This window comes from Maribacter sp. Asnod1-A12 (genome assembly GCF_045063735.1).
Classification (GTDB): Bacteria; Bacteroidota; Bacteroidia; order Flavobacteriales; family Flavobacteriaceae; genus Maribacter.
Window position 1 is genome coordinate 2601935 of the sequence record NZ_JBEFNZ010000006.1, and the last position, 14268, is coordinate 2616202.

Annotated in this window: 11 protein-coding genes; 4 read left to right on the plus strand and 7 right to left on the minus strand. The window is 34.7% G+C overall.

Going from position 1 to position 14268, the window contains the following annotated elements:
• Positions 1-23 precede the first annotated feature (23 nt).
• The 3 genes from ACJJVP_RS11065 to ACJJVP_RS11075 are packed head-to-tail and all read left to right on the plus strand — an operon-like array spanning position 24 to position 3393.
• The gene (locus tag ACJJVP_RS11065) at positions 24-845 is read left to right on the plus strand and encodes a DUF2911 domain-containing protein (protein WP_405413674.1); all 822 of its coding nucleotides are present in this window, start codon (positions 24-26) and stop codon (positions 843-845) included.
• 4 nt (positions 846-849) lie between these two features.
• Positions 850-2532 (plus strand): amidase family protein, encoded by a 1683-nt coding sequence (locus tag ACJJVP_RS11070; RefSeq protein ID WP_405413677.1) that lies wholly within the window; start codon positions 850-852, stop codon positions 2530-2532.
• Between the two features lie 15 nt (positions 2533-2547).
• On the plus strand, positions 2548-3393 hold the full coding sequence (locus ACJJVP_RS11075; RefSeq protein ID WP_405413678.1) for a metallophosphoesterase: 846 nt from the start codon (positions 2548-2550) through the stop codon (positions 3391-3393).
• Between the two features lie 9 nt (positions 3394-3402).
• Here the strand turns inward: ACJJVP_RS11075 and ACJJVP_RS11080 are convergent, their stop codons facing one another.
• The gene (locus ACJJVP_RS11080; protein WP_405413681.1) at positions 3403-4005 is read right to left on the minus strand and encodes a nitroreductase family protein; all 603 of its coding nucleotides are present in this window, start codon (positions 4003-4005) and stop codon (positions 3403-3405) included.
• A gap of 83 nt (positions 4006-4088) precedes the next feature.
• A complete protein-coding gene (locus ACJJVP_RS11085; RefSeq protein WP_405413683.1) occupies positions 4089-5276 on the minus strand; it encodes a serine hydrolase domain-containing protein in 1188 nt (395 codons plus the stop codon).
• A gap of 51 nt (positions 5277-5327) precedes the next feature.
• On the opposite strand from ACJJVP_RS11085, the gene rimO reads away from it, so the two are divergent.
• The gene (rimO, locus tag ACJJVP_RS11090) at positions 5328-6632 is read left to right on the plus strand and encodes a 30S ribosomal protein S12 methylthiotransferase RimO (RefSeq protein ID WP_405413686.1); all 1305 of its coding nucleotides are present in this window, start codon (positions 5328-5330) and stop codon (positions 6630-6632) included.
• On the opposite strand, the gene ACJJVP_RS11095 is transcribed toward rimO, so the two are convergent.
• From ACJJVP_RS11095 to ACJJVP_RS11115, 5 genes are all read right to left on the minus strand, one after another.
• The gene (locus ACJJVP_RS11095) at positions 6633-7589 is read right to left on the minus strand and encodes a lipid A deacylase LpxR family protein (RefSeq protein WP_405413688.1); all 957 of its coding nucleotides are present in this window, start codon (positions 7587-7589) and stop codon (positions 6633-6635) included.
• Between the two features lie 218 nt (positions 7590-7807).
• Entirely contained in the window at positions 7808-9034 is a 1227-nt protein-coding gene (locus ACJJVP_RS11100; RefSeq protein WP_405413691.1) for a DUF3999 family protein, read from the minus strand.
• A complete protein-coding gene (locus ACJJVP_RS11105) occupies positions 9018-11498 on the minus strand; it encodes a DUF2339 domain-containing protein (protein ID WP_405413693.1) in 2481 nt (826 codons plus the stop codon). The genes ACJJVP_RS11100 and ACJJVP_RS11105 overlap by 17 nt, the downstream gene beginning before the upstream one ends.
• Positions 11499-11546: 48 nt before the next feature.
• Positions 11547-11741 (minus strand): DUF4177 domain-containing protein, encoded by a 195-nt coding sequence (locus ACJJVP_RS11110; protein WP_396633781.1) that lies wholly within the window; start codon positions 11739-11741, stop codon positions 11547-11549.
• 8 nt (positions 11742-11749) lie between these two features.
• Positions 11750-14203: a M14 metallopeptidase family protein gene (locus tag ACJJVP_RS11115; protein WP_405413696.1), complete on the minus strand. Its 2454-nt coding sequence runs from the start codon at positions 14201-14203 to the stop codon at positions 11750-11752.
• Between the last annotated feature and the right edge of the window lie 65 nt (positions 14204-14268).

The window sequence follows — 14268 nt, forward strand, 5'->3', positions numbered from 1 at the left end:
TATGTAATCTGAGTTGGGGGCAAATGAACCACCCTAAAGCTAGTCCGTTTGCTAAGATTGAACAAGAAGTCGGGCTTTCAAAAATTACTATAGCATATTCAAGACCATCTGCTAAAGGTCGCACTTTATTTGGCAATCAACCTAACGGTGAACCTGGTCTAGTACCTAACGGTCGTATTTGGAGGGTAGGAGCCAATGAATCTACCAAAATTACTTTTAGTACTGATGTTTTAATAGATGGAAATAAACTTGCTAAAGGTACTTATGCCCTATATGCTTTTCCTGAGGAAGAAGAATGGCAAATAGTTTTTCATAACAATACTACACATTGGGGAGATGGCAGGGCGAATTACAATGCTGAAGAAGATGCATTACGGTTTACGGTTACGCCCACACATAAAAACGATTTTCAGGAGACATTTTTAATTTCGTTCGATAATATTGATCACAACCAAGCATCAATTTATTTAAATTGGGGAACTACTCAAGTAGTAATTCCTATAATGTTTGATACAACATCTATGATGCAAGAACAGATAGATGAATTATTATTAAAAGAACCCACTGCACAAACTTATTACGAAATTGCACGATATTATCAAGAGCAGGATTTGCACCCCAAAGAGGCACTTGATTATGTTGATAAAGCAATTGAATTGGGAGGTGATACATACTACTTTTATAGGGTGAGATCTTTAATATTGGGAGATTTAAAAAAATATGAAGCTGCCATCAATGCATCTAACATTTCCATAAGTCTAGCCGAAAAAGAAGGTAAAGATGAATTTGTTCGATTGAACAAGAATGATATCATGAAATGGAAAACTATTCAAACAAATAAATAACAGTATGAAAAAACTTGTATTATTATTATTATTAATCATTGTTATAAGTGCATGTAAGAACAAGCAAGAAACGAAAAAAGAGGAAGTAGTTCTTTGGACTCCCTATAATGATTCTACTGAAGTTGCTGACAATGCTGATCACGAGAATGGACGTATGCAGTACAAGCTGATTCAATCTAAGGTATTAGATAAGAATGAGGTTTTTATGCCTTTGAATGAAGAGGTTTCTAAGTTTACTAAGGCTCAATATAAAGAGTTACTTCCCATGATTTTGGAACAAGATATTTTTGTTATTAGAAATCATATAAAAGAGGGTAGGCTTACTTATGAAAATCTAGTGTTGTTTTATTTACATCGTATTTATAAGTATGAACTGGATAATACGACAACTTTAAATACTGTCATCGCTCTTAATAAAGATGTAGTAAACCAAGCCCGAGAATTAGATAGGCAGAATGAAAAAGGAATAGCGGCTCAAGTTCAGCACCCAGTTTATGGTATGCCTATTTTGCTGAAAGACAATATTAATACATTGGGTATGAAAACGACAGCGGGTTCAATTGCCTTAATGGATAATGAAGTTGATGATTCGTTTATCGTTCAACAATTAAAAAAGAACGGTGCTTTAATTTTAGGAAAGGTAAATTTAAGTGAATGGGCGTATTTTTTATGCTCAGGTTGTCCAGTAGGGTATAGTGCTTATGGTGGTCAAACACTAAATCCTTACGGGAGAAGAGTCTTTGAAACAGGTGGTTCAAGTTCTGGAAGTGGTACGGCCGTTGCGGCAAATTATGCAGTTGCAGCAGTAGGTACGGAAACCTCGGGTTCTATTTTATCACCAAGTAGTCAAAATTCTGTAGTAGGCTTAAAACCAACTATAGGCTTATTGAGTAGGTCAGGCATAGTTCCTATTTCTAGCACATTAGATACTCCCGGTCCTATGACAAAGAGCGTTAAGGATAATGCCATTTTATTGTCTGCTATGTTGGGTTATGATAAATTGGATGCCGCTTCTGTAGAAGATAATTTTCCGGGTGTTTTATCTGCAGGATTACATCCCATACCTTTTTCAGAAATGAGATTGGGTGCTATCAAAGAACTGGTGGAGACTGATAGTATTTATAAACAAACCATTGAAGATTTAAAAGAAGCTGGTGCAACAATTGTAACGTTTACACCGCCAGAAGTTGCCATGGATGGCTTTCTAAGTATTTTAAATATTGATATGCGAAATGATTTAAAGTCGTATCTAAAGGAGTATACCAACCCTGAATTAGTAAAAATTTCTTCAATTACAGATGCGGTGGCATTTAATAATACGGATTCATTGGTTAGAATACCATATGGTCAAGCATTGTTCAATGGAATACTTTCAGATTCTACTACAACGACCGAATTAGAGGAGATAAAATCTAATCTTGAAACAAATGGACGATCTTTCTTCGATACAGCGATGGATAAGTACAAGCTGGATGCTGTTTTATCTATTAATAATTACCACGCAGGTTATGCTGCAGTTGCCAAATACCCTGCTTTGACAATACCTATGGGGTATAAAATATCGGGCGAGCCGATAAGCTTAACTTTTATAGGAAAACAGTTTTCAGAGGCGCAACTGTTAAGGCTGGGAAAATCATATGAAGACAAATTTCAAAAGCGTGTGACACCTGAAGCATATCAAAACTAAATTTGATTACTTAAAATGAAAAGAAGAAACTTTGTCAAAAAGACTTTTCAGTGGGTAGCGGGGCTAGGTTTGTTAACAGGATTGTACAGTTGGCAAATAGAGCCTTTTTGGATGCAGTTTGTGTATGTAAATATGCCTTTGAAGAACTTACCGGATTCACTGGTTGGTAAAACGGTAATGCAAATAAGTGATGTGCATATTGGCAATTCTTTTGATTATCAATACATCATAGATTCATTTAGGGAAGCCCAAGAATTGAATCCTGATTTTGTGGTGTATACCGGTGACTATGTTACCTATGAAGATAATGAACAACTAAACCAGTTGCAAGAGGTATTAAAATTTGTGGTTAAAGGCACTTTGGGTACCATTGGTATATTAGGTAATCACGATTATGGAATCGATTTTGTAGAAGATGATGTCGCGCAAAAAATCACGAAGAGTTTAGAAAATGTAGGGGTAACGATGCTGCGAAATGATGCCGTGGAAATTAACGGACTCAATTTTATGGGTATGGATGATTTTTGGGGAAGTAATTTTTATCCTGAAAAAGCTATTGCAAAATACAATCCTGAGAAAGCAAATATTACCCTATGTCACAATCCGGATGTATGTGATCTTCCCGTTTGGAATAATTTTGAGGGTTGGATACTCTCTGGTCATACTCATGGCGGACAAGTTAAACCACCTTTTTTGCCGCCACTTATTTTACCCGTTAAAAACAAAAATTACGATGCCGGTATTAAAGATTTAAAAGACGGAAGAACACTGTATATTAATAGCGCATTAGGTTGTTTGCGTCAAGTGCGTTTTAATGTAAGACCAGAAATTACGGTATTTGAATTGGCTAAAGAAGTTTAAAATCTTAGACTAATCAATTGATTGAATCACGGTATCTGCAGCCAATCTAGATTTACCTATTAAATTGGGTTGTGTAGTATCATTTTCATCTCGGTAGCCAATTGCCACTGAAAATAAAACCTTGTGATCTTCAATACTAAGTATGTCCTTGTATTTAGTAGCGTCTATACCTTCCATAGGAGTGGAATCTATTTCCATAGATGCACATGCGGCCAAAAAGAATCCTAACGTAATATACACTTGATGAGATAACCAATTAACCGTTTTCTCTTTTGATTGCGTTTTTATGTATTGCTTATAAAACTTAATAGAGTTTTCAAGTAAATTTTCTTCAACACGTTTTTCAAACTCTTCAAGGTTATCCATTACACTAAAAACGACCAAATGACTAGCATTTTTTATTTTAGGGGCATTAGAATATGAAGCTTCAGCTAAGGCATTTTTCACCTGTTCATTAGAAACGAATGTGAATAACCAGGGTTGACTATTAATAGAAGACGGACTTAATTTTAGAATGTGTTTTAAATCTTCAATATCTGAATTTGAGATTTTTCTAGAAACATTATATTTCTGTGTAGTGTATCTTTTTTCTGCAATACTTCTAAAATCCATTTTACAATTTTATACAAAAGTAAGCATACTTATTTGCTAAGTGTAGACTACGAATATAAGATGTGTTTAAATAGAAAGAAAAACTAATCGATGATAGCATTGATCAGCTCCCATATTTCATTATCGAAACTAGAAGGTCCTAAAAGTTCTTCATTACTAGCACCGCCCATACGTACGACTACTAAATCTAGGCTTGGCACCATATATAGTTTTTGGTCATTTAATCCAAGTCCGGCATACATATCAGCAGGGGCATTAGGTATTAAGCTACCTGTAAATTCTTCTACAGTACTTGGTAGTCTAAAACTACTTTTACCGTTTAACCAATACAAATATCCGTAAGAAGGATTTAAATCTTGAGAACTATTGATCATGGTGTTAAAGTAACTTTGGTCAGATAGAATGGGTGTTCCATCCCAGTTACCTTGATTCAAATTTAAAATTCCAAAACGAGCCATACTTCGTGCAGAACTAAAGAATACATTATTGTATCCTACTTTAAAGAACAGACCTTGCATGCCAATTGGTTCTTTGATTTTTTCTGAGAAATAGGAATTAAAATCGGTTTCGGTAGCATTGGCAATGACATCATCTAATAATGTATATGGTGCATTATGATAATACCAAAATGTGCCAGGATCATTTAAGTAAGACAGACATTCTGGTTCGGTACAGAAAATATCATCACCTGTATAATCTAGACCAGTGGTCATCGTCAATTGATTTTTTATGGTAATGTTCAGTTCTTGTTCTAAAGGCATGCTTGACCAGCCCTCACCTAAATAAGTAGATGTGGTATCTGTAATTTTGAGAAACTCCTCTTCTTGTGCAATACCTGTAAGCATTGCCGTTAAATTTTTCCCGGCAGAGTTCCATGCATGATTGTCATCAGACTTAAAATCGCCAAAGTATTTTTCTATTACTATTCTGCCATCCTTTAGGATAATAAAAGCATCGGTATTATTGTTTTCTAGGAAGAAATATAGATTACTTACTTCATCTTCGTTCCAACCTAAGGTTTCCATAGATATGGTTTCCCATTCGTTAGCTCTTGAAATTGGAGGGAAATAAGTTTCTGTAGGTATAGGTGATACCTCGGGAGGTACGCCACTTTTACCAGTTTCTGATGTAGGTTCAGAATCTTTGGAGCATGAAGCTACAATTAATGATAGGGCAAATAGCCTGAAATATTGGGAGAATTTCATGGTTAATTTAAGATTTGGGTCTTGATGAACTGTAATCAAATAAAGATTACAAGTAAATTTGTCCATATCTAACGTTTTTAAGTACCCAAATCGTATTTTTGCACCCCAATTTAAATTATGAGGACAAAAACCCTTAAGAAGAACAAAATCAACGTAGTAACTCTAGGTTGTTCAAAGAATGTATATGATTCTGAAGTACTCATGGGCCAATTGAAGGCAAACGACAAAGAAGTTGTACATGAAGAAGAAGGAAACATAGTTGTAATTAACACCTGTGGCTTTATTGCCAATGCTAAAGAGCAAAGTGTTAATACCATTTTAGAATATGTTCAAAAGAAAGAAGTAGGTGCGGTAGATAAAGTTTTTGTTACTGGTTGCTTGAGTGAGCGTTACAAACCAGACTTACAAAAAGAGATTCCTAATGTTGACGAATACTTTGGTACCAGTGAGTTACCAGGTTTGTTAAAAGCACTGGGTGCAGATTATAAACATGAGTTGATTGGTGAGCGTTTGACGACGACACCTAAGAATTATGCGTATTTGAAAATTGCAGAAGGTTGTGATAGACCTTGTTCTTTCTGTGCAATTCCTTTAATGCGTGGTAAGCATAAGAGTACTCCAATTGAAGAGTTGGTGACCGAAGCTGAAAAACTTGCGGCAAAAGGTGTCAAAGAGCTTATTTTAATTGCCCAAGATTTAACCTACTACGGGTTAGATTTATATAAGAAAAGAAACCTTGCCGAGCTTTTAGAAGCTTTGGTAAAGGTAGAAGGTATAGAATGGATACGTTTACATTACGCTTTTCCTGCAGGTTTTCCGATGGATGTGTTAGATGTAATGAATAGAGAACCAAAGGTTTGCAACTATTTAGATATTCCATTACAACACATATCTGACCGTATTCTTAAAAGTATGCGTCGCGGTACCACAGAAGCGAAAACAACCAAGTTGTTAAAGGAGTTTAGAGCTGCTGTACCGGAAATGACCATTAGAACTACTTTGATTGTAGGTTACCCTGGTGAAACTGAAGAAGATTTCGAGATTCTTAAAAATTGGGTAATTGCCATGCGTTTTGAGCGTTTAGGTTGTTTTACCTATAGCCATGAAGAAAATACTCATGCCTATACTTTGGTAGACGATGTCCCAGAAGAAGTAAAACAAGAGCGCGCCAATATTATCATGGAAATTCAATCTCAAATTTCTTGGGAATTGAACCAAAAGAAAGTAGGGGAGACGTTTCGTTGCATTATAGATCGTAAAGAAGGTAACTACTTTGTGGGAAGAACAGAATTCGATTCTCCAGATGTTGATAACGAGGTATTAATAGATGCAGCAAAGCATTATGTGAAGCAAGGTGAGTTTGTAAATATTAAGATTACAGAAGCAGCTGACTTTGACCTTTATGGTGAACCTGTTGTGTAATTAATCAAATAAAAAACCTGCTTTAAAACCGCCCCAATTGGCAGAATTACCAAACGTGAACTCTTTGGTAATTGATGTTCGGCTATATTCTAGATATAATTTTCTGTATTTGAGTATGAGTCCATAATCTACTTGTGCGGTTAACCTTTCTATATTTTTTGAAGAAATGGTATAGGGGTTGTCATTGGTAAAAATGCCGCCTTGCAAGGTGGCATCAAAACCAACGACATGTACTGTTGGCTGTACAAAAGCATAAAATTTAAACTTTGGCGGTGTACTGTTTCTAGAGAACGGATAATCTAATAGTCCGATAGTAGAATTAAATCCCAACGATGCATTTGTAAATAAAGTTCCTAGTTGTAGCGAAGTTATTGCTTGTGTATTTACTATGTTTTTATAATTGAATATTTGTTTCTCGTAGCCAATTTTATAGTTCAATACTAAATCGTTCTGAATTTGATTGTCCCAACCGCCGGGAGTTTTGTTTTCAATAAGTTTATGAATTGCTGTTTGCATTTCTCTACCAAATGCCCCTGGACCAATTAGTCCTAAACTTAGCGATTTAGATAATCTTGATTTTTTGATGGTATCTGTTGCAACAGCAAAACTCTTAAGGTATATAGCAGCAGCAAAGGGTCTATCATCAATTTGTATATCTGGACTAACATAATCACTAGGTGTATAACCGATATGTTCTACTGATAATCCGTAAGTGAAGTGATTACCTTTTGGCTTGATGAAAATATGGTTTACTGGATTTTTCTTTAAGCTTGGATTTGCATACTCAAAACTATATCCTTGCGTGTAATTTTTATCTGAAGCCGCGAAGAAATCATTGTCATAATTAAATCGGAAATAGCTTTCACTACCCATATCTCTGAAAGAGGCAAGATGGTCTATTTTTTGACTTAAAAGAACCGTTGGAAGTAGAAGCAGTAATAGAATGTAATATTTCATCACACTACTTACGATGAAATATTGTGAAGGTTTTACCTATTAGTAAGTTAAATTATATCAACCACTTTTACATGAGATTATAATATATATAACCATGGTTTAATTATTGATTCCCAGATCAGAGAGATTTGTTTGAACTTAGTTACGTAACTAGTTAATATTTGATTTTAAAAATTAGTTGTGTCCACTTTATATAGTAAATCATTTGATAAAAACAACTAAAGCTCCTTCTTTATCATCCCAATAGTGAAATACCCTAGCAAAGCGATTACAACACCAATAATAACCCACAACCACCATTTGTTTTCAAATAAAGGATTGGTTGTTGCAGTTTCTGGTTTAGGTATTTCTAACACGCTACCAAAATCTAGTTTTGTAATATTATCTGGTAAAGTAACCGTGGTTTTTGATATATCATAATTGGGAAAGTTGCCATTAGGTTTACCGTAAACCAGATAGTAAGTAGCCGGTTCTGTAAAACGTGTGGTTAACGTGTGTAGGTATCCTTTAAGTTTCACATCAGAAATTTTTAAAGGTTGATTATCATTGTTTAAGATGATAACACGTAGTTTTTGTGTTAAAGTACCAGGTAATTGAAAGCTGTTATCTTCCATTGAAGAAAGCGTCTTTGTAGCTAAAGGTCTGTAATTGTGGTAATATCCTTTTTCAGTCTTAACGCTATCAACCAAATACTGAATAGAAATTGATCGGTAGTAATCAATTTTATCATCGACCGTAAACTCTAGTAGGTTGAGGGGTACACGGTTTTTTAAATCAATGTCTATAATCGTTTTTTTGTCTTCTTTAGAAATTTTAAAATCACTAACCTCATAATCGCGATAAGTGGCCGCCTTTTTAGCCTTTTTGGTAATATGTACAGATGTTAGATTTGGCTTTTCTTTACTCTTTATCAATACTCTATAATATCTAAAGCTAGCATCTGGAAACTTTAATGTGGTAAACGAATAGTTTGTCTGGTCATTGTTAATAGATAAAATACGATAATCTTCTAGAATAGTAAACCATTGTTTCTGATGTTGACTACCTTCTAGTAAAATTTCCCAATTAAAATTAAGATCTTCTATGTTTAGTCGTATCTCATTAATAGTTTCCTTCTGAGGTAGCTCATAAGTATAAAAGTAACCTTTAGAATTATTAACGCTATTTATTAGATTGAAAGAAATCTCTGAATTGGAAACTTCAGCTTTGGAAACTTTGTGTAGGTACGGTGCTTCAATAGTATCGGTAGCGGTAACCCCATAAACGCGAATATCGCTCATGTTGGCATTTACATTTTCAAATACTTGGTTAGGTACTTCAATAGTATGCCATTGATTTTCGACACCCTTTAACGCTATCTTTTTGGAATAGGAATCCATCTGTCCGAAACAAACTGAAATAGATAAAAAGGCAAGTATTGTTAAAACGCTATTGTTCAGTCTCATCTGAAATAATGTATTTGTATTTGTTGTAAAGAAATGATATAATCAATAATAAGACACCCAATGATACAAATACTATTGTCTTAGAAATAGTATTTAAAGATGAAATATCATAGAAGAACAACTTAATTAACGTAATAGAAAATAGTATAATAGCACCAATTCGCAAGTATTTTTTCTTTTTCCAAATACCTAATGCGATTAGAAGTAGGGCATATACGCCCCAAAGAATACTAAGGCCTAGCTTATAAGATTGTTCAGATCCAGATATATCCATCCAGTTTAATAATTCGCTACTTGCCACCCATATAATTGTGGTATGCATTAGAATTTCAAACGGAATTTTATAATTGAATTTTAAATACTCTCGCTGTGCTAATTTATAAATGGAGAATAGAAGAAGTGTAAGAAATGCAAATGAAATATAGCGTATGTATATGTTATATGCTCCTACATTGTAAAATTCTGTAAGTTGCTGTGAAAGGTAATTTTCACGAAGCTCACTTAAGGTATAAAGTCCGTTAGTAAGAAATATTAAAGTTATTAAAAGCGCGGAGCCTAAGGCTACAATTCCTAATATCTTGTTTTTGATTTTTAAAATATTTACGAAACTTAAAACGCCAATGAAAAACATAGTATATAGAATCAACCAAATAGCTTCAAAATCTATGAGATTGTAGTTGTATTCCGGGTATTCGCCAGAGGTACTTGATATCTCTATTTTAGATAACTGAAAGGCATTGTTCCAATATTGTTCAATTTCAAGATAGAAGGCAAAGTAGAGGGTTCCTATAAACAAAGCAGGAATAACAAATGTCATTATCTGTTGAATTATTGAAGGTTTTTCAGTGCTGAATTTAGTTTGAATCCAATTCATGAATCCGAAGACAGCAACGCAAAGTATCGAAGTCAAAAACGTAGTGTTTAATAATAGGCTCCATTCATCTGTGGTATTCATATATGAATACCTTGCTGCCCAATCCATTGTTAAACTTAAGAATGCTAGAGCAACCAAAATATAGGAAAGGTATTCATAGAATTTGACTTTTTTGGTGCGCCCGATCCAAAATAATAATGCGGCTTCAAAAGCCCAAAATAATGTTACCCAATTGCCATCTAATTGAACAGGTACCGCTATGGTAATAAACGTAAGTACAAACCCAGAGGTTAAGAAGAATAGCTTTCGATCGGCTAATTTTCTTTTGAAGATAATTACCGTTATCACAAAATGAATAAGTGCATTCAATAGGGTAAATAAACCTAAATAAAATTCTCCACCTTCATAATCATAGAGCCAGGCAATACCAAATCCGTAAAATATGAACGAATTCAGCATGATTAGAATAATATCAGCAACTTGGAATTTTTCGGATTTTATTAATTTAAACGCTAAAAACGTAGCGTAGAACAATGTGAAGAATAGCGCTAAAAACCCAAAACCAATATAGAAATCTTCATCGTAGCTAGAGAATGCATACCAAGATCCATAAATAAGCCAGGTGAACGCAAATGCAACGTAGTAAAGTGCTTTCCAATATTTTTTAAAAGATATAACTAAGAGTCCGATATTAATTAAGGCGATATAACTAAATAGTGCAGTAACATTGCCAGAATCATTACTTAAAAGAAAAGGTACGGCGTAAGCCCCTACTAGACCTATATGAGCAATAATCTGCTTATTGTAACTCAGTGCGGCTACAACCCCAAAAATGGTAAATAATAGCATAATACCAAACGCTATCATCTGTGGGAATAGCCCATAAAGGTCGTAGGCTATATAGGTTAAGAAATAAAGGATAGCCAAAGCACCACTTACTAAAACAGCGCTGTAGCTTACGTATTTTGCTTTTAACTTAAATCCGAATCCTAATAAGCCTATGCCTACTAAATACCCAAGTATAATTCTGGTTAGCGGACTAATTAAGTTATTTTCGATAGAATATTTTGCACCAATACCAACACCGATTACGGTAATAAGTATCCCAATTTTATTGATAAGGTTTTCCCCAATAAATTTCTCAAGATTAGATTTGCCTTTTGGAAGTTTTATTTTCTTTTCAGGAATTTTTTTAGGTTCTTCTTTTAAAGAAGCAACTTCTATTGCAGCTTGAACAGGAGCGGGAGTTTCAATTTCTACTGCTTTATCAGTTACTGCAGCCTCTTTTTCAATACTTACCGCTTCAGGTTTAGTTGTTTGTTCAGTAGGCTCCTCGTTGAATTTTATTGCCTGGGTGTTTCTAAGAATTTGAATATCCCTACGAATTTCATTTACCTCAATATTAAAGTCTTGCTGCTTTTTTAAAAGCAGTTCTAACTTTTGCATTAATGCATTTATTTGCTCTTGGTTGTTTGGCATTGGTGGTGGTTTTTGCACTAACAGGTTAGTGTCTTCTATTTTAAACGCAAAAGATGCGTATTTGTTGGGAGCAGTGCCATGAAGCCATAAAATAAAATATCCCTGAAACAATTTTAGCTGTTTCAGGGATATCTAAACTAGACGTTTATTTGTGTTCTTTTACTTTTCAAAATACAGATAAATATACATAGCCATGCCAAATTCGGTAGTATCTGTAGATACCAAACGCCATCCATTTTTAGCATATTCGTTTAGTTTATCTTGAATTGCTTTATTTGATGACTTCGCTAAATGGTTTTTGTCAAAAGTAAATTTCGAGTAGAAAATGAGTGTTTCAACTTTATATTCTTTCATATTGTTTTTTATTTAACCATAAATAACGCATTGGCGAAAAATAATTTTCCATTTTCCCAAAAACCTCTAAATAAAGGGTTGTCTACCATGTATATTACTTGTCCGCGACCCATATCTTCTGTCCCGAAGATCAAGGTTTCGGCAATCTTCTTCTTTGCTTCACTACCTGCAAATCCAGATACGGGTTCATTGGCACCTTCACTTAAATAAACAGCACTTCCGTTTTCTAAGTAATTATAAGCACGAGATCCTAGTTTAAGCGTGAAATAAGTGTCGCCATACCCATAAGCCAACGGATTTGTATTATCAACCGTTGCTTTAAAAATAGCTCCTGTAATTGCTGATTTAATCTGTTCTCTTTCAGAAACCTCAAAGGATTCAATAGTAGTAGAAGTATCTTTTAGCACTTCTTTTTCAGATAGTTCAAAATCCTTATCAGAAGCAGTAATACCATCAATTGCGCCACCCATGGCAATTAATTTTCCGCCACGTTTAACCCAGTCCATGATTTTCTCTTTATTATATGTGCTTAAGAAACTGTTGTAGCCACGACCGTCAGGTAATATTAAAATATCATATTTCGCAAGGTCAACACGACTAAAATAAGCCTCGTCCAACACAGAAATAGGGTAGTCTAGTTGTTGTTCAAAAAAGTTCCAGATTTCTCCAAAACGTAGGGTAGAGGTAGGCTCTCCAGATAGTACGGCAATTTTTAAATCTTGTAACACATCAACATAACCAGAACCAAAATCTTTACCGCTTTCTACAAAACCTGTGTTGGTAGAAGTTAAATTTTTAGAGTGGTTGGTAGATGCAGTTCTAAGAACTTCGTTGAAATTCTTTAGATGCTTGTTATCTCCTTTTGTGATGATCAATGTACCACGATCATGAGAAATACCATCTAATGTAAATGGTTTGTGGGCATAACGCACACGTACCTTGTTGCGTAATAATTCAGCCAAGAACCTAGCGTCTTTCATACTATTCCAGTCTGCCAAGTAAGCGTAACTGTCTGGTTTTAAAACTCCATATTCAGTACCGTTATGTGGCGGGTAGGTTTTACTTATAAGGCTTTCACTTGCAATAGCATCTAATCCGTAAGCATAAGGTAAAGACCATGCGGTAATATCATAGGTGACAGAATCACTTAATTTCGCCATTGGCTCAAAGAGTACTTTAACCAAAGTGCTTTTTGGCTGATTTGAAGAAATTACTAAACTCTTGTCAGTACTTTTTAATGAGCCAGATTTGCCTGTAGCATAGTTGTAGCCTTTGACTGTAGCGTTTGGACCTGCTTGGTATTCAATTTCATGTTTGCTTAATAAATCTGCTAGAGCTTCAATTTTATCTGGATTACCGTTCAATACATAACTTTTGTATTTGAAGTTTTTGTTAAGATAGAATTTCTTGAATTCATCATTTAATTTAGAAATATTTTTGGATGCTACTTCTACGGTAGATAAACCTGTTGTAAGATGATGCACTATTCTATCTTTTAAAGAAAGGGTGTCTCCAATGCTAGTTGTAATGGCTAAGCCAGCACGACCGCTACCACCTTGTTCATAAGTCATGCCAATACCACCATTGTAGGTAGGGTAGGTATCACCATAACTAGGGTAAAGTAAATCGAACACCTCTTTTGTAAAATAGAACCATCCATTTTCGTCAAAATATTTAGCGTGGTTTCTACCTATGGTTTCTTGAAACTCTCTTTGGAAATCCGTAATTACTTCATGAAAAGGCTCTGCTGCTGGGGCAAAAAAATATGGGTTGTCAACTCCTTGCTCATGAAAATCTACGTGTACATGAGGCAACCATTTATTAAACTGCTTTAAACGTTGCTGACTTTCTACTTGTGTTAACCAAGCCCAATCTCTATTAAGATCGAACATATAATGGTTACTGCGACCACTCCACCAATTCTCATGATGCTCCTTACTATTAGGATCTACCTGGTTGGGTGAATTTTTAAATTGGTTGTACCAATTTACATAACGATCTCTACCATCTGGATTAATACACGGATCGATCAATACTACTATATTATCTAGGTAACTGCTCTTAGTAGTGAAAAGGTCATATATAGTCTGCATTGACGCTTCTGTACTTACGCTTTCATTACCATGAACATTATAGCTAAGCCAAACAATTGCTTTATCTGGTGATCCTTCGCCATTAATACCTTTCATGTGCTCTTCCTTAATTTTATCAAGGTTTTGCATATTTTCCTTGGTAGAAATAGTAGCCAATAATAAAGGTCTTCTTTCATTGGTTTTACCGTATTCCATAAGGTTCATGCGCTGAGGTTCCGCTTCGGCTAAATATTGGTAGTAATCAACAACCTCATGATGTCTGGTAAATTGAGTTCCTAGTTCATAACCTAAAAATTCTGATGGGGATTTTAATTGGGATAAACCAAGAAAGGGAATTAAAAATAAGGTGTAGCGTAGAATTAGTTTCATATAGCGTTGTTTGTATTCAGAGTCAGCCAAATCTATTAAAATAAATGCAAAATAATCTCCATTTG

What these genes read in the sequence shown, in the direction of transcription:
- ACJJVP_RS11065 (WP_405413674.1), top strand. Translation starts at nt 24, where the DNA reads ATGAACCACCCTAAAGCTAGTCCGTTTGCTAAGATTGAACAAGAAGTC.
- ACJJVP_RS11070 (WP_405413677.1), top strand. Translation starts at nt 850, where the DNA reads ATGAAAAAACTTGTATTATTATTATTATTAATCATTGTTATAAGTGCA.
- ACJJVP_RS11075 (WP_405413678.1), top strand. Translation starts at nt 2,548, where the DNA reads ATGAAAAGAAGAAACTTTGTCAAAAAGACTTTTCAGTGGGTAGCGGGG.
- ACJJVP_RS11080 (WP_405413681.1), bottom strand. Translation starts at nt 4,005, where the DNA reads ATGGATTTTAGAAGTATTGCAGAAAAAAGATACACTACACAGAAATAT.
- ACJJVP_RS11085 (WP_405413683.1), bottom strand. Translation starts at nt 5,276, where the DNA reads ATGGACAAATTTACTTGTAATCTTTATTTGATTACAGTTCATCAAGAC.
- rimO (WP_405413686.1), top strand. Translation starts at nt 5,328, where the DNA reads ATGAGGACAAAAACCCTTAAGAAGAACAAAATCAACGTAGTAACTCTA.
- ACJJVP_RS11095 (WP_405413688.1), bottom strand. Translation starts at nt 7,589, where the DNA reads ATGAAATATTACATTCTATTACTGCTTCTACTTCCAACGGTTCTTTTA.
- ACJJVP_RS11100 (WP_405413691.1), bottom strand. Translation starts at nt 9,034, where the DNA reads ATGAGACTGAACAATAGCGTTTTAACAATACTTGCCTTTTTATCTATT.
- ACJJVP_RS11110 (WP_396633781.1), bottom strand. Translation starts at nt 11,741, where the DNA reads ATGAAAGAATATAAAGTTGAAACACTCATTTTCTACTCGAAATTTACT.
- ACJJVP_RS11115 (WP_405413696.1), bottom strand. Translation starts at nt 14,203, where the DNA reads ATGAAACTAATTCTACGCTACACCTTATTTTTAATTCCCTTTCTTGGT.